This is a genomic window from Spirulina sp. 06S082 (assembly GCF_034932145.1).
Classification (GTDB): Bacteria; Cyanobacteriota; Cyanobacteriia; order Cyanobacteriales; family Spirulinaceae; genus CCY15215.
The window spans coordinates 1-17,244 of record NZ_JAYGHV010000151.1 but is presented as its reverse complement, the minus strand read 5'-3'; the positions used below and the strand labels follow the sequence as shown (position 1 = coordinate 17,244).

Here is a 17,244-nt window from a genome sequence, read left to right as displayed (position 1 = left end):
TCTATGGCGCTGGCCTATACCGTGCGCGATCGACTTCTGCATCGTTTTATGAAGACCCGAGAGACTTACTTTGAACAAAACGTCAAAGTAGTTTGCTATCTGTCTGCCGAGTTTCTGATGGGGCGGCATCTGGGTAACAATCTTGTTAATTTGGGCATTTATGATGACATCCGCGAAGTTATCAAAGATGCAGGACTCGATCTCGATGAAATCATCGAACAAGAACACGATCCCGGTTTGGGAAATGGCGGTTTGGGACGCTTGGCGGCCTGTTTCCTCGACTCCCTTGCTACCCTCGAAATTCCCGCGATCGGCTACGGCATTCGCTACGAATTCGGTATTTTCCACCAACAAATCCGCGATGGTTGGCAAGTGGAAATCCCCGATAACTGGTTGCGCTTTGGCAACCCCTGGGAAATTCCCCGCCCCGAGGCTACCGTACAGGTTAAATACGGCGGTTATACAGAAGTTTCTCGGGACGGACGCGGTCGCTCTAAGGTAACTTGGGTTCACGATCGCACGGTGACTGCCATTCCCTACGATACCCCCGTCCCCGGTTACGACACCAACACCGTTAATCCTTTGCGCTTGTGGCGATCGGACGCAGGAGAAGATGAAAATTTTAACTTCGATGCCTTTAACGCCGGAGACTACGATGGAGCAGTGGCCAGCAAAATGTCCTCGGAAACCATCTCCAAAGTTCTCTATCCCAACGACAACACCCCCCAAGGGCGACAATTGCGCTTAGAACAGCAATATTTCTTCGTTTCGGCATCCCTGCAAGATATCATTCGCAATCACCTGCGCCTACACCCCAATCTCGACAACCTGCACGAACATTTTGCCATTCAACTCAACGATACTCACCCCGCCGTTAGCATTGCTGAGATGATGCGTCTATTAATTGACGAACACGATATGGAGTGGGATAAAGCATGGTACATCACCCAAAAGACTTTTGCCTATACCAACCATACTCTCCTCCCCGAAGCCCTGGAGCGTTGGTCTGTAGGCTTGTTTAGCTATCTTCTCCCCCGTCACCTCGAAATTATCTACGAAATCAATCATCGTTTCTTAGCAGATGTCAGCACTTGGTTTCCCGACGAACCCGAACTCATCGAACGGTTATCTATTATCCAAGAGGGTGAGGAAAAATCCGTGCGGATGGCGCATTTAGCTTGTGTGGGTTCCCATGCCATTAATGGAGTCGCCGCCCTGCACACGCAACTTTTGCAAAGCGATACCCTCAAAGATTTTGCCAAACTCTGGCCGGAAAAATTCTTTAACAAAACCAATGGCGTTACCCCTCGTCGCTGGATTTTATTGTGCAATCCCAAGTTAGCCGATCTCATTACCGAAAAAGTCGGTGATGGTTGGTTAAAAAATTTAGACCAGATGCGGAAATTGGAGACCTTCGCCAATGACCCCGTTTTCCAAGTTCGCTGGCAAGAAATCAAGCAAGCCAATAAGCAAGCTCTCGCCGACTATATCTGGAAGCACAATAATATCGAAATCGATGCAAACTCCATGTTTGACGTACAAGTGAAACGCATTCACGAATATAAGCGTCAATTGTTGAGCGTCTTGAACATTATTGCGATGTACAACCGCATTAAACGCAATCCTGACATGGAGATAGTACCTCGCACGTTTATTTTTGGCGGTAAAGCTGCTCCTGGCTACTTTATGGCCAAGTTGGTGATTAAGTTAATCAATTCTGTGGGGGAAATTGTCAACAAAGATCCCGATGTACGAGGACGCTTAAAGGTTGTCTTTATGGCTAACTTTAATGTCTCTCTCGGACAGCGCATCTATCCGGCTGCAGAACTCTCAGAACAGATTTCCACCGCCGGAAAAGAGGCTTCTGGGACGGGAAATATGAAGTTTGCTATGAATGGTGCCTTAACCATTGGAACTCTTGATGGTGCCAATATTGAGATTCGCGAGGAAGCGGAAGCGGAAAATTTCTTCTTGTTCGGTTTAACGGCACAGGAGGTCAAGGACTTGAAGGCGCAGGGATATAACCCAATGGACTATTACCACCGCGATCTGGAATTAAAAGGTACCCTCGATCGCATTGAATCGGGTTATTTCTCCTTTGGCAATCGCGAACTATTCAAGCCGTTGCTCGATTCCCTGCTCTACCACGACCAGTATATGCTCTTGGCGGATTTCCGCGCCTATGTGGATTGTCAAGATCGAGTCAGCGAGTCTTATAAGGATAAAGAAGGCTGGACGAAAATGTCTATTCTTAATTCTGCGCGCATGGGCAAGTTTTCCAGCGATCGCACCATTCGCGAATACGCTACGGAAATTTGGCGCGCCCAACCTGTCAAGATCGAGATTGCAGAATACAGCCAGGATAATGCGAGTTTAAAAGGATAATCGCCCATCAGGAAAGATGAGAGAAGAGGGATGAGAGACGAATTTTTCTCATCTTTCTTCTTACCTACTCTTACCTGTTCCCCGCCTGTTCCCTGTTCCCCGCCTATTCCCTATTCCCCAAAATGATAATTGTTAACTTTTCGTTACAAAACGCTATCAATGTTTAAGAATATTCGAGAAAACTGCACAAAATCTGCACGTTCGATTTGTTTTAATAATTTTGGTTGATAAAAAACCAAATTTCAGAATTGTATTCAGTTAAGTTTTAGGAGATGCTTTAATGTTTGACGCATTTACGCGGGTTGTTTCCCAAGCCGATGCTCGAGGTGCTTACCTTGATGCCGCCCAAATCGATGCTCTCGCTGCTATGGTTGCTGATGGCACCAAGCGTTTGGATGCAGTAAACCGCATTACCGGTAGTGCTTCCGCGATCGTTACCAGCGCCGCTCGTACATTGTTTGCCGAACAGCCTCAGTTAATCGCTCCTGGCGGAAATGCTTACACCAACCGTCGCATGGCTGCTTGCTTGCGCGATATGGAAATCGTCCTGCGTTATGTAACCTACGCTATCTTCGCTGGCGATGCAAGCGTTTTAGACGATCGCTGCTTGAACGGTTTGCGCGAAACCTACGTTGCTTTGGGAGTTCCTGGTGCTTCCGTCGCTGCTGGCGTAACCAAAATGAAAGAAGCGGCAGTTGCAATTGCTAATGACCGCGCGGGTATCACCCCCGGAGATTGTAGCGCTCTGATGGCTGAAATTGCTGGCTACTTCGATCGCGCTGCTGCAGCAGTTGCTTAAGAAGCTAATTCTCTCAACTCCAAAGGAATAACTCCAGAGAAGTTAAGAGAACTTTAGACTCAAGCAATTTCACAATCCTTCAACAAGTTTTTAACTTGTTACATCGCTTAAGGTTTTTCGCAAATCATTCGCAAATCATCGTTAAATCATCGTTAAAGAGGTTAATTTTTCCATGAAAACTCCCCTGACTGAAGCCGTTGCTGGTGCAGATTCTCAAGGTCGTTTCTTAAGCAGTTCTGAACTGCAAGTTGCATTCGGTCGCTTGCGTCAAGCCGGTCCTAGCTTGGAAGCTGCTAAAACCCTGAGTGGTAAAGCATCTGGCTTGGTTTCCGGTGCCGCTAATGCCGTTTACAGCAAGTTCCCCTACACCACCTCCATGCAGGGTGCTAACTACGCTTCTTCCCCCGAAGGTAAAGCTAAGTGCGAACGGGACATCGGCTACTACTTACGCATGGTTACTTACTGCCTCATTGCTGGCGGTACTGGTCCGATGGATGAATACCTCCTCGCCGGATTAGATGAAATCAACAGCACCTTTGAATTATCTCCTAGTTGGTATGTTGAAGCCCTCAGCTACATCAAAGCCAATCATGGATTGAGCGGCGATCCTGCAGTTGAAGCTAATTCTTACCTCGACTATGCAATTAATGCCCTGAGCTAGGGTATTACCCAATTGCTCGGAAAAGCAGGAGACGGTTGAAAGGTTTTAACGGTTTTCTGTTATTCCGAGCAATATTTTTTGCAAATCGTACACAGAATTCCCGTCTTTTTAAAGCGGGGAGATGTCAAACAACTGGATCGACACGAGGAGAATAATAACGTGGCAATTACCACAGCAGCATCTAGCCTCGGAACTTCTGCATTTAGCAATAGCGATCCCGTCGAACTGCGCCCCAATTGGAATCAAGATGATGCCAAGGTTGCAATTCGAGCGGTTTATCGGCAAGTTTTCGGAAACGATCATATTATGTCGTCCGAACGCATTACCAGTGCAGAATCCTTACTCTGCGATCGCGCTATCACCGTGCGTGATTTCGTGAGAGCCGTAGCTAAATCCGAGACCTACAAGAAAAAATTCCTTTATCCCAATTATCACCCTCGCACCATCGAGTTAAACTTCAAACACCTTCTCGGTCGCGCCCCTTACGACGAGTCCGAAATCATCGAACACCTCGATTGCTATCAAACAGAAGGATTTGAAGCCGATATCGATTCTTATATCGATTCGATGGAATACGTGCAGAACTTTGGTGATTTTATCGTTCCCTACTATCGGGGCTTCGATACCCAAACCGGGCAGAAAACCGTCGGGTTTACCCGGATGTTTCAACTTTATAAAGGTTACGCCAACTGCGATCGCGCTCAAGGAGATGGGGGTCGTCCTCATTTAACCTATGAATTAGCTCGCAATACCGCAACCCCCATTCAAGGAGCATCCCTCACGGGAACGACTTCCGCCGATCGCGGTGACGTATATCGCATTCGCGTCAGCAAAGCCGCCGCCGCCTTTACTCCGCAAATTCGCTTGAGTATGGATGAATATGTCGTCGCTTACGACCAATTATCCTCCACCCTGCAAACATTAAACAAGCGCGGCTATCGGGTCATGAGTTTGACTCGCGCTTAATTACGGGCAATTTTGGGATTGAGAAAATCTCGCACTCTTGACCGAGTTAAATTCCCAATTTTAAATTCGCAAGTTTTAGGCGAATCTTTTTAAAAGGAGAAAAATTTAGTGGCGATTACAACAGCAGCCTCGCGCCTCGGTACGACTGCTTATAGCGACAGCCAACCCGTCGAACTGCGTCCCAATTGGTCGCAGGACGATGCTCAAGCTGTCATTCGGGCAGTTTACCGTCAGGTACTGGGCAATGATTATATTATGAGTTCCGAACGTCTCACAGGATTAGAATCCTTAGTGAGTAACGGTTCTCTCAGCGTGCGGGAATTTGTTCGCGCCGTTGCCAAGTCAGAATTGTACAAGAATAAATTCTTGTATGGTAGTTTCCAAACTCGCACCATTGAGTTGAACTACAAGCACTTACTGGGACGTGCCCCCTACGATGAGTCCGAGGTGATTTATCATCTCGACCTCTACGAAAACGAAGGCTTTGACGCAGATATCGATTCTTACATCGATTCCCCGGAATACGACGAAAGTTTCGGCGAGTCCATTGTTCCTTATTATCGGGGTTTTAGTACCCAACGAGGACAAAAAACCGTCGGTTTCACCCGGATGTTCCAGTTGTATCGGGGCTATGCCAATAGCGATCGCTCTCAACTTGCCGGTAGTGATTCTCGCCTAGCACAAGATTTAGCTCGCAATAGTGTTTCGGCGGTTGTCGGTTCCTCCGGCAGCAATGAAGGCTGGGCTTATCGTGCCTCCGAGAAAAACGTTCCCACCAATCAAGCCTTCAGAACTCCCAGCAAAGCAGGCCGGATCTATCGAGTGGAAGTTTCGGGTTTAATTACCCCACGCTATCCTCGCGTTCGTCGTTCTAGCCGAGCCTTCCTCGTACCTTACGAGGAGCTATCTAGCACCCTGCAAAGAATCAACAAACAGGGCGGCAAAATTGCTAGTATCACTCTAGCATAAGTGCAGCTTGGCTTTGTTTGAGATTTCTGTTCTTGAACCATTAAAAGGAGCGATCGCCATGTTGGGTAAATCTGGAGCTTTTGGCACATCTAGTTCGCCATCAGCAGCCCGTACCTTTGTCTACGAGGTCAGGGGAATGCAGCAAAACGATCTAACCGATAATAACGCTTATCCGTTCCGCACGAGCGATAGTGTTTTCATCTCGGTTCCCTATCAGCGCATGAATGAAGAGATGCGACGCATCACGCGCATGGGCGGTCAAATTGTCGGCATTCGTCCCCTCGAAGCCTGAGTTTCATTTTAAGAGATGTTGTCATACCGAGAGCAAGCGGTTCTGGGGATTGGCAGCATCTCTTATCAATGATCGGTTACTTATATTAATCATATAAATGATAAAAATTTTGAATACTTCCTTAAGAGAACGCCAATATATCCTCGTTCGCAAACTTGCAGATTGCATTGAATCTCGGTGGCAAGAATATTTTGATTTATCTCCTTATGCCATTCCTGAAGATTTGGGTTATGTGGAGGGGGGTTTGGAAGGCGAAAAACTCGTTATTGAAAATCATTGTTATCAAGCACCCCAGTTTCGCAAGTTACATTTAGAGTTGGCAAGGGTGGGCGATCGCCTTGATATTTTGCATTGCGTCATGTTTCCTCGGGTGAATTATGCTTTGCCCTTATTTGGGACGGATATCGTGGGGAGTGAGAAGGGAGTGAGTGCGGCGATCGCGGATCTGTCTCCGGTGAATCGCGATCGCATTTTACCGGATATTTATCGTGAGGGTTTGAGTAGTTTGCCAAATGTAACGTTTTCTCAACCTCGGGATTTGCCAGAATGGGGGCATATTTTTTCTCAGTTTTGTCTATTTGTGCGTCCCATTGGTGAAGAGGAAGAGAAGGCATTTTTAGAACGAGTAGATCGCTTTTTATGCCTACACTGTCAAATTGCCCAGGAAAGTGTCCCTTTAGAGGACTCGGAGGCGATCGCCGAAATTCTCGCAGGACAAAATTATTATTGCAGTCAGCAGCGCCAAAATGACAAAACGCGGCGCATATTGGAAAATTCTTTTGGGGAATCTTGGGCAGATCGCTACATGAATACGATGCTTTTTGATGCTCCTCAAAGTGCTTGATGTTAGAATCTAGGCTGGCGTTCTGATTTGAAAATGCAGTTACAGCAAGCAAATTCTCGTATTTCTCCCCTCACTCCTGCCTCTATTCGGACTTGTGGCATCAATCCCGATCGCTGGTATGTTGTCGCTCGTAGTACAGAAGTGAGGAATACTCCCCTTTCTGTAACCCTGTGGAAACAGGCGATCGTGCTGTATCGCGACACAAAAGGCACCGTTGTTGCTTTAGAGGATCGCTGCCCTCATCGCCAAGTTCGCTTAAGTGCAGGGAAAATACTCGGCGATCGCCTTGAATGTGCCTATCACGGTTGGCAATTTAACCAGGAAGGAAAATGCGATCGCGTACCATACTTAAAAGAAAAACAAAAGTTACCCACTTGTCAAATTCGAGCCTTCCCCGTAAAAGAATTGGATGGTTTTATTTGGTTGTTTCCAGGGGAGGGAAATTCCGAGGCGATCGCGCCATTAGGTCTGCCAGAATGGGCGCATTTGAATTATATTGCTACAGTTTCGACTGTTAATTGTCCTGGGCATTTTTCCTTTTTAATTGAAAATTTAATGGATATGTATCACGGACATTTACACGACGATTATCAAGCCTGGGCATCGGCAAAACTGGAATCCTTAGAAGAATCTGAAAATAGAGTTGATGCCCTTTATGAAGCGCAAAGTTATTATCGCATTGATAAGATTTGGTCGATTTCCCAACTATTTTTTCCCGCCCTGCGTCGGCTGCATCCCGAACCCTTAAACGTGAGTTATATTTATCCTCATTGGGTGTCTACATTGGGGCAGGATTTTAAAATTTACTGTCTTTTTTGTCCCATTAATGAAACGCAAACTCGTGCTTATTTAATTCATTTTACCTCTTTAAATGCCTTCTCGCGACTGCATAAATTACCGATTAAATTTCGCCGATTTCTGAAAAATAGCTTGTTTGGTTCGGCGCAAAAACTATTAGATGGTTTAGTTCGACAAGATATAGAAATGATTGCCCAAGAACAGCAATCCTTTTTAGAGAGTCCCTCCCATCGTTCTTACGAATTAAATCCGACAACGATTAGCGTTCAGCGCTTAATTATCCAGCAAGATCGATGGCAAAAATAATCTTCAATATTAGCTTAAAAGAAGATGTCAAATCAAACAAATGCAGGATTAGTCGAACGAGAACAACAGTTGACGACACTTCATAAACTCACAAATCTTCTCAATCAACGTCTAACGGACTTGCCGGATTTATTAAAAGTGATGGCGCAATCGGTATTGGAGGCGATCGCCGGGGCGCAATTTTGTTTTATTGCCCTTTACAACTGCCAAAAAGGTCAAACTACCCTCACCGTAACCGAGGGAGAAGGGGCCGATCGCTTGCCCCTCGATCGCGCTTTTTCTGTGGGAGGATGGCTGCATCAAGTGTTTACCACGGGAGAAGCCAACCTCATGCAAACCCTATCCCATCCCTTGCAACCCTTCCCCGTAGCCCTTTACGCTGTTCCCATTCAGTCAGCGCGATCGGGATGTTTGGGGGTGTTGGGGGTGGGAAACTGGCAGGATATCGAAGCCTTTAGCCGAGGAGATGGTATTTTATTACTTGCTGTTGGGGAACAAGCTGCTATTGCGATTGATAATGCCCAACTTATTCAAACTTTAGAAGAACGGGAAGAACGTTTAGAACGACAGAATCAAATCCTAGCACGACAAAATAACAAATTAGCAACTCAGCGCCAACAAATTCATCAGCAAAACTTGCAATTAATTGAAGCAGCGAAAATGAAATCGCAATTTCTGGCTACTATGTCCCACGAACTTCGCACGCCGATGAATGCTATAATTGGTTTTTCGCAGGTTTTATTACGTCAGCGTTCTGGTTCTCTTTCTCTTCATCAAGTGCAGATGATAGAACGCATTCATAATAATGGCAAAAATTTATTAGAATTAATTAATGATATTCTCGATCTCTCTAAAATTGAAGCCAAGAAAATCGAGTTAAAATCGGAATCTTTTAATATTATGCACTTGATTAATACAACTTTGGAAAGTTTGCTGCCTCTTGCGGATGAAAAGAATTTAGAATTGTGTTTTGATTGTCACTACTATTTTAAGGAGAAGAATATTATGGGCGATCGCGATCGCCTGCGCCAAATTCTGGTAAATTTACTTTCTAATGCGATTAAATTTACCGAGATAGGCAATGTTACAGTTCAATTGGAGTCTTTACCCGGCGATCGCCTCAATATTATTGTTAGGGATACGGGAATTGGTATTGCTAAGGATCGACAAGAACGGATTTTTGAAGAGTTTTATCAGGGGGATCAAACCACAACGCGCAAGTATTCAGGGACAGGATTAGGGTTAGCTATTACCAAATCATTAGTGGAATTAATGAAAGGTAAGATTGATTTAGAAAGTCAATTGGGACAAGGAACAACTTTTTCCCTTGAATTGCCTTGTTTTGTGGCGATCTCTTAAAGTTTGCTTTACCATAATGCACAGCGATCGCTATTCTCATTCATTTTGCCCATGCTAGTCCAAACTCCTACCGACGTGCAAATTATTCATTTGTGGTTTCCCAATATCTTTGAGTTTAAGGGGGGAATTCAAGTTTATTCAGCTTTTTTACTGCAAGCCTTGCAGGAATTGTATCCCCAAAAAAAGTATGATGTTTTTCTCAAACACGATACGCGATCGCTGCCCCATATTCCCTATTTAGATAATACCCGCTTTCATTTTTCTGGGACAGTTCCCCTCAAATTTCGCACCTTTAATTTTGCTGCCCAATTGGCCAAATATTGTTTGCGTCAGCGTCCCGATTTAATTATTGCTTCTCATGCTAATTTTGCCATTTTAGCGGATCAAATCAAGCGTTTTTTAGGTATTCCTTATTGGGTTATTGCCCACGGAACCGAGGTTTGGGATGTGAAAAAACCCAGTTTGCAAAAAGCCTTGCAACGTGCCGATCGCATTCTTGCCGTAAGTAATTATACCCGCGATCGCCTCCTAGCAGAACAAGACTTAGACCCCGATCGCGTCTCTCTCCTTCCCAATACTTTTGCTGCCGATCGCTTCGAGATCGCCCCTAAATCCCCTTCTTTATTACAAAAATATCATCTTACTGCCGACCAGCCTGTTATTCTCACAGTAGCGCGACTTGATTCCAGTCAGAAATATAAAGGATACGACGAAATTTTGCAAGGACTGCCTAGGATTCGTGAGGTAATTCCTAATGTGCATTATCTTCTTGTGGGTAAAGGAGACGATCGCGATCGCCTTGAAAATCTCATACAATCCCTCAATGTACAAGATTGCGTCACTTTAACAGGATTTGTCCCCGATGAGGAACTTTGCGCCCATTATAATCTCTGCGATGTTTTTGCGATGCCCAGTCAAGGGGAAGGGTTTGGTATTGTTTATTTAGAAGCCTTAGCCTGCGGAAAGCCTGTCTTGGGGGGAAATCGGGATGGGGCGATCGATGCCTTATGCGGGGGAGAATTGGGAGTTTTAGTCGATCCTGAAGATAGCGAGGCAATTGCTGGGAGTTTAATTGAGATTTTACAACATAAAACCGCCAATCCCATTCTCGATCGCCCGGAAATGTTAAGATCGCGAGTAATTGAAACCTACGGCTTTGAACAATTCAAAAAGACTCTCACTCAATTCTTTTAGCTGGCGATCGCTAATTATTCAGGATTTAAGTTACGTTTTGCTTCTATAGCAACTTGTTCGACTTCATCCTTTGCCAAATATTCTAAAGCAGTTTTGGCTTCTTCTCCTCCCAAATGGGTTAAGGCTTGGGCGAGACGATGACGTAGTTGCCAATCTGGATGATCGAGAAAAGGCAAAAGTAAAGGCACCGCGCGGCGATCGCCTAATTCCCCAAATGCACCTACTGCTGTAGATTGTAGCAAACCATTATCAGAAGCGAGGGCATCTTCCAGCAAGTCAAAACCGCGAGGATCCCCCATTTCCCCTAAAGCCGCAATAATACTAAATTGTAATAACCATTCCGAGGATTGTTGGTAGGCTGTTCGTAAATCCTCAAAACCTTCCGTTAGTTTTAGGGCTGCGATCGCGTCTGCTGCTGCGGCTTGTACGTCGGTTTCCTTGTCGTTGGAGAGGCGATCGCGCAAGATTTCGAGGGATTTGTCTCGGTTGACTTCTCCGAGTCTATCCATTTGGCTAACTGCGGCATAACGCACCCGCACGTTAGCATCGACAATAAGAGGCTGAATCATTTCAAAGGCAAGATCCTGGGGCAGTTGTCTCAGTTGATTTAAACCCTTGATGCGATCGCCATAATCTTCGGATTGTAATAGAGTCTGAACGGATTCTGGAGTCATGTTTTAGTGATTAGTGATTAGTGATTAGTGATTAGTGACAAAGAACTTATTGTTATGTTTTCGCCTATCTCCTATTTATTCCTGAGCCGCCATTGCTCTAATAATATCCCCCTGACTTAATATACCAATAACTTTATTTTCCTCATCGACAACAGGTAAGCGACGAACGTGCTTGTCGTGCATGAGTTTGGCGGCTTCTCGTAATGGGCGATCGCGGGTAGTAGAAATTGGTTTATCGCTCATCACTTCTTTTACAGTTTGTCCGAGAGCTTTGTGAAGCTCTTTTTCATAACGAGCAGGATTTTTGAGAAAAATTAATCCATCAAGGAACATAATATAGGGAGGAGTTTCTGCTCCTGTTTCCTGCCACATTAAATCCGAGTCAGAAATTACCCCTATTAATTTTCCCGCTTCATCTACTACTGGTAATCCACTAATCTTTTCTCGCACAAGAATTTGCAGGGCATCTTTCAACGGTGTTGTTGGAGTCACCGTAATGGGGTTGGAAGTCATAAAATCAGTAACGGTTTGTGACATGAGCCAGTAAAAGATGTATGGGATGGGATGCGATCGCGCGGATTCGACTAGCAAAAACATTGCTACGTTCATATTTTGAACATTTTTTTGCGCCTATCTCTCCAATTTTTAACGAAACTTAATTGACAAGAAAGAAAAATACGGAGATCCGCGCTCAGAAATAACCGGTGAGAAAGAAGCAAAGATTTCTTGACAAAAGTTTACAATATCGATTTTTCAGTTCTCCAAGCAACCTCAATGCCTTATTGCGATTGTTTATTTTCTGCATCTTCGGTTATGAGTAAATCCACTAATTCTCGATAAACGGGTTCGATATTGTCGCGAAAATCGAATTGAACATTAGTATCAATTGGTAAGAGGTGAGATCGCAGTTTTGAAAGCGTTTTGACAGAGGCTTTATAGGCCGCGATCGCGCTTTTAGGCTGTCCTTGTTTCCTCAATAGTCGTCCTAACTGCCATTCCCAACGATAACGCAGATCGAGAGCTTGTTTGTCTTCGGCTAATTGCAAGGCTTCTTGGGTCAAATTACGCGCTTCTGGCTATTGTCCGGTGCCGTTCGTACATTTCCCCCAAAAGACCCCGTGCAGAGGATTCTGCGAGGCGATCGCGCAATGTCTGCGATCGCTCGACAATTTCAGCAAGATGTTGAATCCAAATTTTTCCATCTTTAATATCGATATGAATTGGACATCCATACATTCGTTCCTCATCACGCCATCCTACATTTAAATAGATTTCATTATTTTCTTTAAGGAAGATTATCAGGATCGATGCCCATTTGTTGCAGGCGATCGCGTAATGCTTGCATTTTTTGGCGTTCTTCCTCTAATTCTGCTTGGGTTTCTTGGCGATCGCGTTCATTGCGATCGGCTCTTTGTTGTTCCATATCGGCTCTTTGTTGCTCGATATTGGCTCTTTGTTGCTCCATATCGGCTCTTTGTTGCTCCATATCGGCTCTTTGTCTCTCGCGATCGCGTTGTTCGATAATTTCTATATAGTTCGCAAACCGCTCTCCATTGGGATAAAATAAAACTAATTCTCCCTCTGCACTACTAAATTTTATCCCCAAACGCGGACTGTTCCATCCTTCCATTTTAGAGATTTTTTCTAATTTCTCTCCTTTTCGCAGCCATCCTTGTAAACGATTTTTTTTCGGATCGTACAAGTAATATTCTTCAATTCCATGTTTTTGATAGAATTGAAATTTTACCTCCATGTCCTTTTTCTTGTTTCCGGGAGAAAGAATTTCAAAAGCAACTTGTGGAGGAATATTGTTTTCTTCCCATTGTTTGTAAGACCCTCTATCTCCTTTCGGCCTTCCAAATGCAACCATGACATCTGGTGCTTGTCTTAGGGGTTTTTCTTGCTCTGAAATTTGCTGTCTTGTGAGTTGGACGGGATACCAAAATAAATCTCCCGCGACAAATACATCGTCTCTATTTTTAAACAGAGCGTCTAAGCCACCTTTTATGGTGACAATTAAGCGAAATTGGATCGTGTTATCAGCCAAGGGTTTACCGTCACTGTCGGGATAGAGAAGGTCTTCATCAAGGGATAGGCGATCGAGTTGTTGTACCATTGCCTCTGAGGGAAAAAGGTGTGTATGATTGCCTTCATTATACAGAGTGAAAGAAAGTTTAACTTTTGTCAACTGTTGAGTGTGAACTGGGAGATAGGCGATCGCTCTCGGCAATTTCTTGCCATTCTCCATTATCCTGTTGCAGCCAAAATTCAACTTTAGCGATATCGCTGGCTTCATCTGCATCGTAAACCGATCCCGATATTTCGACAGTATCTTCTGCTGTATAAAACTGGTGACTGGCTAATTCTAGGGACTCGGGTGCGGAGTTCGTTTCAGGTGTATTGGCAATTGCATAATCAATAATTTCTTGACCCAGTTCTGTGTCTCGCCAATCGAGATCGGGATCGATCGCATCGTCAAGGTCGATCGCGTCTCCCGTTGCTCCTGTTGATAGCCATCAATTCGCAGATCCTCAAAAACAAAGGCGCGGGATTTGCAGCGAGTTGTTCGACAGTTCCATTGGGAACTAACATAATCCCAAAGCGATCGCCCTTCTGCATTTGCACGGTTGTTTTGCCTAAATATTCACCGCGATTCCAATGTCCGTCATCGCCTTGCAAATCTCCGTTTTTAAGATTCCCGAGTGGGAAAGTGAGCTTTATCTTTCTCCTTTTTGGGATTATGGCATCGTTTGGAATAATTCGGGAGGGATGGAACTCGATCGCCAAACCCTATCGGCGATCGGGGTTGGTTTAACATGGCAAATAAGCGATCGCTTTCTGGCACGTTTAGATTGGGGAATTCCCTTGATTTCGGTCGATCGAACTTCACAAACCTTACAAGACAACGGTTTGCACTTTTCCTTGATTCTCAATCCTTAATTGAGCCTGCTACGATCGAAAAAAATGTTTTCTAGATTTGCGAGGGAAATGAAAAAATACTTACAGAAATGGCGATCGGGTTTGGTGCTAGTTTTGCTGGGATCGTCTCTAGCAATGACTTTAACGGGATTAATGGCGAAAGTTTCTTCAGCTATTCGAGAGCGATCGCACACTTCCTCTTCCCAGCCCAACAAAGCTGCAAATCTGAAAATTGAGGGGAATTATCGCATTATTGCAGCCAATGGCATTCCCGACCATGAAACGGGACAATTCCCCAATCAAGGCAATCCTAACCGTATTTCTAGCCAAAATTATAGCTTTCGCGTTCCCCTCAACCCAACCCCAAACCCTCACCCAACTTTAGCCAGAGGTCCGATGTTATTTGGGGTGGCTCTCAATGGTGTTCCTTTTGACCCTGGTACCGCCGAATTTTGGACTCCAGAGGGGCGAAGAATCGGTCGAGGTCAAAATACTTCAGAATGGAATTATGAGGCGCTTTCGGGCAAAATTGACCTGGGTTTAGACCAAAATAATGCTCATGTTCAACCTGGTGGTGCTTATCATTATCACGGTACACCTCAAGGATTGATCCAAAATTTGGGGAATGGTGAAAAAATGCAGCTTCTCGGTTATGCTGCCGATGGATTTCCCATTTATGCAGCTTATGGCTATAAAAACGCGAAAGACCCCGGTAGCGGGACTCGGAAAATGCGATCGAGTTATCGCTTAAAGTCGGGGACGCGATCGGGGGGGCCGGGAGGTACTTACGATGGTACCTTTACTCAAGATTATGAATATGTAGCGGGATTGGGGGATTTAGATGAGTGTAATGGGCGAATGGGTGTAACGCCAGAATATCGCAATGGGATTTATCACTATTATATCACTGAGGAATTTCCTTTTGTTGCTCGCTGTTTTCGCGGTACTCCCGATAGTAGTTTTCGTAAAGAACCTCCAAGAGGACGCGGAAATGGTCAACAACGACCCGATCGCGAAGCGTCTCCAAGGGAAAATCGTCCTTTCCCTCCACCTCGCAGAAGACCTCCTCAACAATAAATGCAATTTCTAATCTCCTGCGGGTAAATATTCTGGGTTTAAAGTTTCTTCTAGGGTAAAGGGAGAAAGTTCGGGAAAATGACTCAGAGAAAGTCCTGTTTCTACAGAGGCTAATTTTCTAGCATTTTGATAACTTTTGGGGTAACATTCTACTAAATAATTTCCCAAGCTGGGACTGATTTCAAGGTCTTCAAGGATTCTTTGACGATGTTCGAGAATTGTAAATAACCAAGTATTGCTGCGTTTTTCCGGTTGATATTGATATTTTAAGAGGTGCATGAGCAGAATTTTAAGATTGCTAAAGATAGCTTGTCTCTCTCGTCTGCTCATGTCTCCAATTTCTGCAATTAAGTTTACCCAATCAACTTGCTCTAGTTTACCTGTTTTGATTTGCTCGAGGGTTGTTTGTAGCCACAGATAATAATCGCGATCGTAAAGATGAGAATGGGTAGAATTGAGCCGAGTTTGCACGATCGTTTCCTCCTCTAATCGAAAAGATAGCCCAAAAAATCTCATCTATTTGCATAGGTCTATCATTGTCCTGAAATTGTAACATCCGTAGAATTACGGTAAGCATTCTCGCCTGTGAAATACATAGCAGTGATTTTACTCACATCTTAAGGTAGATGCGATCGCCTCCGCAAGAGACGAAGTTCACGGTTTTTGTCAAGATTCCATCACCAACAAATCCAATGAAACAAGAGATAATGGAATCATTGAAAACAAAGCCTTTCAGAACTATGTTGACTCAAATCCAATTGATCCCCGGTGCTATCTCGGAAATTTTTGCCTCTGCGACAGAAACAGGTATTCTTACTTTAAGCGATCGCTACGGATTAATGGCTGCTGCTCTTGATGAAGGTCTGGATGACGAGGAAAGAAGAGCCGTAAATCGCATTCTCCACTTTGTTAAACAAGGACGTATTGCTGTAACTGCGGTTTAAATGATTCTTCCCATCGCTTACCATCCTAACTATGTGACTCCTTTACCAGAGGAACACCGTTTCCCGATGCCAAAGTTTAAACTTCTCTATGAATATCTTTTAAAAGAGGAGATTATTTTGCCTGAGTGGGTGCATACCCCGGAAATTCCCCCGCAATATTGGTTAGAGTTGGTACACGATCGCGCTTATGTTAAGGCTTATCTCGAGGGAAGTTTGTCTCCAAAAGCACAGAGACGCATTGGTTTACCCTGGAGTCCAGGTTTAGTCACCCGCACCTGTACTGCTGTGGGAGGGACGATTTTAACGGCTCAATTAGCGCTACAATATGGTATCGCGTGCAATACCGCAGGGGGAACTCATCACGCTTTTCCCGACTATGGATCGGGGTTTTGCATTTTTAACGATCTGGCGATCGCCTCTCGTGTCCTGCAACATCTCAATTTAGCAGAAAAGATACTGATTATCGATCTCGATGTGCATCAAGGAGATGGAAGTGCTTATATTTTCCAAGATGATGACACGGTGTTCACTTTTTCAATGCACTGTGAAAACAATTTTCCTCACCGCAAACAGAAAAGCGATCGCGATGTTTCCCTCCCAGTAGGGTTAGATGATGAGGGATACTTGCAAATATTGGCTAAATATTTACCCGATCTCCTCTCGGAAGTGAAACCGGATTTGGTGTTATATGATGCAGGTGTCGATCCTCACGTTGGCGATCGCTTAGGGAAATTAGCGTTAAGCGATCGCGGTATTTATCGACGCGATCGCATGGTTTTAAGTAGTTGTAAGGCTTTTGGTTATCCAGTTGCGGCGGTTATTGGCGGCGGTTATACTAAGAATAATTCTCAAAATATGCAAGATTTAGTTTATCTTCATTCTCTCTTACATCGCGCTGCACGGGAAGTCTTTGTGAATATTTGACTAGAATTTTAACTAATTTAACTAAAATGACGCTTAAATCTGCGATCGATGCGATCGCTTTTCTGTTGGTTACAGTCACCACAGAGGGTTTGCAGATTACTCATATCGTTACTTCCTCCTTTAGCAAGGGGAA

General features: G+C 44.5%; 21 protein-coding genes. 14 read left to right on the top strand and 7 right to left on the bottom strand.

Annotated elements, in window-relative coordinates; all coding sequences use genetic code 11:
- The 10 genes from VB714_RS11390 to VB714_RS11345 form a co-directional block, all read left to right on the top strand.
- Positions 1–2,385: glycogen/starch/alpha-glucan phosphorylase (locus VB714_RS11390; RefSeq protein WP_323224174.1), on the top strand; the 2,385-nt coding region annotated here is incomplete at its 5' end.
- A 280-nt stretch (positions 2,386–2,665) separates the two neighbouring features.
- Positions 2,666–3,184, top strand: a complete 519-nt coding sequence (locus VB714_RS11385; RefSeq protein WP_323224172.1) for a phycocyanin subunit beta — start codon at positions 2,666–2,668, stop codon at positions 3,182–3,184.
- Between the two features lie 172 nt (positions 3,185–3,356).
- Positions 3,357–3,845, top strand: a complete 489-nt coding sequence (gene cpcA / locus VB714_RS11380; RefSeq protein WP_204104633.1) for a phycocyanin subunit alpha — start codon at positions 3,357–3,359, stop codon at positions 3,843–3,845.
- Between the two features lie 159 nt (positions 3,846–4,004).
- Entirely contained in the window at positions 4,005–4,811 is an 807-nt protein-coding gene (locus VB714_RS11375) for a phycobilisome rod-core linker polypeptide (RefSeq protein ID WP_416309656.1), read from the top strand.
- 108 nt (positions 4,812–4,919) lie between these two features.
- Entirely contained in the window at positions 4,920–5,780 is an 861-nt protein-coding gene (locus VB714_RS11370) for a phycobilisome rod-core linker polypeptide (protein ID WP_204104631.1), read from the top strand.
- A 58-nt stretch (positions 5,781–5,838) separates the two neighbouring features.
- A complete protein-coding gene (locus VB714_RS11365) occupies positions 5,839–6,072 on the top strand; it encodes a phycobilisome linker polypeptide (RefSeq protein ID WP_416309655.1) in 234 nt (77 codons plus the stop codon).
- A 97-nt stretch (positions 6,073–6,169) separates the two neighbouring features.
- Positions 6,170–6,916, top strand: coding sequence for a phycocyanobilin:ferredoxin oxidoreductase (locus VB714_RS11360; RefSeq protein ID WP_416309654.1), 747 nt, complete (start codon positions 6,170–6,172; stop codon positions 6,914–6,916).
- 33 nt (positions 6,917–6,949) lie between these two features.
- Complete coding sequence (locus VB714_RS11355; RefSeq protein WP_323224164.1) at positions 6,950–8,020, top strand: aromatic ring-hydroxylating dioxygenase subunit alpha; 1,071 nt, start codon at positions 6,950–6,952, stop codon at positions 8,018–8,020.
- 24 nt (positions 8,021–8,044) lie between these two features.
- Positions 8,045–9,379, top strand: coding sequence for an ATP-binding protein (locus VB714_RS11350; RefSeq protein WP_323224162.1), 1,335 nt, complete (start codon positions 8,045–8,047; stop codon positions 9,377–9,379).
- A gap of 51 nt (positions 9,380–9,430) precedes the next feature.
- Complete coding sequence (locus tag VB714_RS11345; RefSeq protein WP_323224160.1) at positions 9,431–10,573, top strand: glycosyltransferase; 1,143 nt, start codon at positions 9,431–9,433, stop codon at positions 10,571–10,573.
- A gap of 14 nt (positions 10,574–10,587) precedes the next feature.
- On the opposite strand, the gene nblB is transcribed toward VB714_RS11345, so the two are convergent.
- The 5 genes from nblB to VB714_RS11320 all read right to left on the bottom strand — a co-directional run bounded on the left by nblB (position 10,588) and on the right by VB714_RS11320 (position 13,495).
- Positions 10,588–11,247, bottom strand: a complete 660-nt coding sequence (gene nblB, locus VB714_RS11340) for a phycobilisome degradation protein NblB (protein WP_323224159.1) — start codon at positions 11,245–11,247, stop codon at positions 10,588–10,590.
- A gap of 75 nt (positions 11,248–11,322) precedes the next feature.
- Complete coding sequence (locus VB714_RS11335) at positions 11,323–11,784, bottom strand: CBS domain-containing protein (RefSeq protein ID WP_348539899.1); 462 nt, start codon at positions 11,782–11,784, stop codon at positions 11,323–11,325.
- A 242-nt stretch (positions 11,785–12,026) separates the two neighbouring features.
- Positions 12,027–12,308, bottom strand: coding sequence for a hypothetical protein (locus VB714_RS11330; RefSeq protein ID WP_323224156.1), 282 nt, complete (start codon positions 12,306–12,308; stop codon positions 12,027–12,029).
- A 1-nt stretch (position 12,309) separates the two neighbouring features.
- Positions 12,310–12,483 (bottom strand): hypothetical protein, encoded by a 174-nt coding sequence (locus VB714_RS11325; RefSeq protein WP_323224154.1) that lies wholly within the window; start codon positions 12,481–12,483, stop codon positions 12,310–12,312.
- A gap of 49 nt (positions 12,484–12,532) precedes the next feature.
- Positions 12,533–13,495 carry a Uma2 family endonuclease gene (locus VB714_RS11320; protein WP_323224152.1) on the bottom strand — a complete coding sequence of 321 codons (963 nt, stop codon included), beginning with the start codon at positions 13,493–13,495 and terminating at the stop codon, positions 12,533–12,535.
- Positions 13,496–13,905: 410 nt separating this feature from the next.
- Here VB714_RS11320 and VB714_RS11315 point away from each other — a divergent pair, with 410 nt between their 5' ends.
- Entirely contained in the window at positions 13,906–14,187 is a 282-nt protein-coding gene (locus VB714_RS11315; RefSeq protein WP_323224150.1) for a BamA/TamA family outer membrane protein, read from the top strand.
- A 24-nt stretch (positions 14,188–14,211) separates the two neighbouring features.
- Positions 14,212–15,243, top strand: a complete 1,032-nt coding sequence (locus tag VB714_RS11310) for a YHYH protein (protein ID WP_323224148.1) — start codon at positions 14,212–14,214, stop codon at positions 15,241–15,243.
- Between the two features lie 9 nt (positions 15,244–15,252).
- On the opposite strand, the gene VB714_RS11305 is transcribed toward VB714_RS11310, so the two are convergent.
- Positions 15,253–15,714, bottom strand: a complete 462-nt coding sequence (locus tag VB714_RS11305) for a DUF29 domain-containing protein (RefSeq protein ID WP_323224147.1) — start codon at positions 15,712–15,714, stop codon at positions 15,253–15,255.
- Positions 15,715–15,983: 269 nt separating this feature from the next.
- Between VB714_RS11305 and VB714_RS11300 the strand changes: the two genes are divergently transcribed.
- Positions 15,984–16,187 (top strand): hypothetical protein, encoded by a 204-nt coding sequence (locus VB714_RS11300; protein ID WP_204104614.1) that lies wholly within the window; start codon positions 15,984–15,986, stop codon positions 16,185–16,187.
- Positions 16,188–17,111 (top strand): histone deacetylase, encoded by a 924-nt coding sequence (locus tag VB714_RS11295; RefSeq protein ID WP_323224144.1) that lies wholly within the window; start codon positions 16,188–16,190, stop codon positions 17,109–17,111.
- 17 nt (positions 17,112–17,128) lie between these two features.
- On the opposite strand, the gene VB714_RS11290 is transcribed toward VB714_RS11295, so the two are convergent.
- On the bottom strand, positions 17,129–17,244 hold a 116-nt coding region (locus VB714_RS11290), incomplete at its 5' end, for an HNH endonuclease (protein WP_323224176.1).

Excerpts from the sequence above, each read along its gene's own strand:
- VB714_RS11385 (WP_323224172.1), top strand. The coding sequence starts at position 2,666 with ATGTTTGACGCATTTACGCGGGTTGTTTCCCAAGCCGATGCTCGAGGT.
- cpcA (WP_204104633.1), top strand. The coding sequence starts at position 3,357 with ATGAAAACTCCCCTGACTGAAGCCGTTGCTGGTGCAGATTCTCAAGGT.
- VB714_RS11365 (WP_416309655.1), top strand. The coding sequence starts at position 5,839 with ATGTTGGGTAAATCTGGAGCTTTTGGCACATCTAGTTCGCCATCAGCA.
- VB714_RS11360 (WP_416309654.1), top strand. The coding sequence starts at position 6,170 with ATGATAAAAATTTTGAATACTTCCTTAAGAGAACGCCAATATATCCTC.
- VB714_RS11355 (WP_323224164.1), top strand. The coding sequence starts at position 6,950 with ATGCAGTTACAGCAAGCAAATTCTCGTATTTCTCCCCTCACTCCTGCC.
- VB714_RS11350 (WP_323224162.1), top strand. The coding sequence starts at position 8,045 with ATGTCAAATCAAACAAATGCAGGATTAGTCGAACGAGAACAACAGTTG.
- VB714_RS11345 (WP_323224160.1), top strand. The coding sequence starts at position 9,431 with ATGCTAGTCCAAACTCCTACCGACGTGCAAATTATTCATTTGTGGTTT.
- nblB (WP_323224159.1), bottom strand. The coding sequence starts at position 11,247 with ATGACTCCAGAATCCGTTCAGACTCTATTACAATCCGAAGATTATGGC.
- VB714_RS11335 (WP_348539899.1), bottom strand. The coding sequence starts at position 11,784 with ATGTCACAAACCGTTACTGATTTTATGACTTCCAACCCCATTACGGTG.
- VB714_RS11325 (WP_323224154.1), bottom strand. The coding sequence starts at position 12,483 with ATGTATGGATGTCCAATTCATATCGATATTAAAGATGGAAAAATTTGG.
- VB714_RS11320 (WP_323224152.1), bottom strand. The coding sequence starts at position 13,495 with ATGGAGAATGGCAAGAAATTGCCGAGAGCGATCGCCTATCTCCCAGTT.
- VB714_RS11315 (WP_323224150.1), top strand. The coding sequence starts at position 13,906 with ATGTCCGTCATCGCCTTGCAAATCTCCGTTTTTAAGATTCCCGAGTGG.
- VB714_RS11310 (WP_323224148.1), top strand. The coding sequence starts at position 14,212 with ATGTTTTCTAGATTTGCGAGGGAAATGAAAAAATACTTACAGAAATGG.
- VB714_RS11300 (WP_204104614.1), top strand. The coding sequence starts at position 15,984 with ATGTTGACTCAAATCCAATTGATCCCCGGTGCTATCTCGGAAATTTTT.
- VB714_RS11295 (WP_323224144.1), top strand. The coding sequence starts at position 16,188 with ATGATTCTTCCCATCGCTTACCATCCTAACTATGTGACTCCTTTACCA.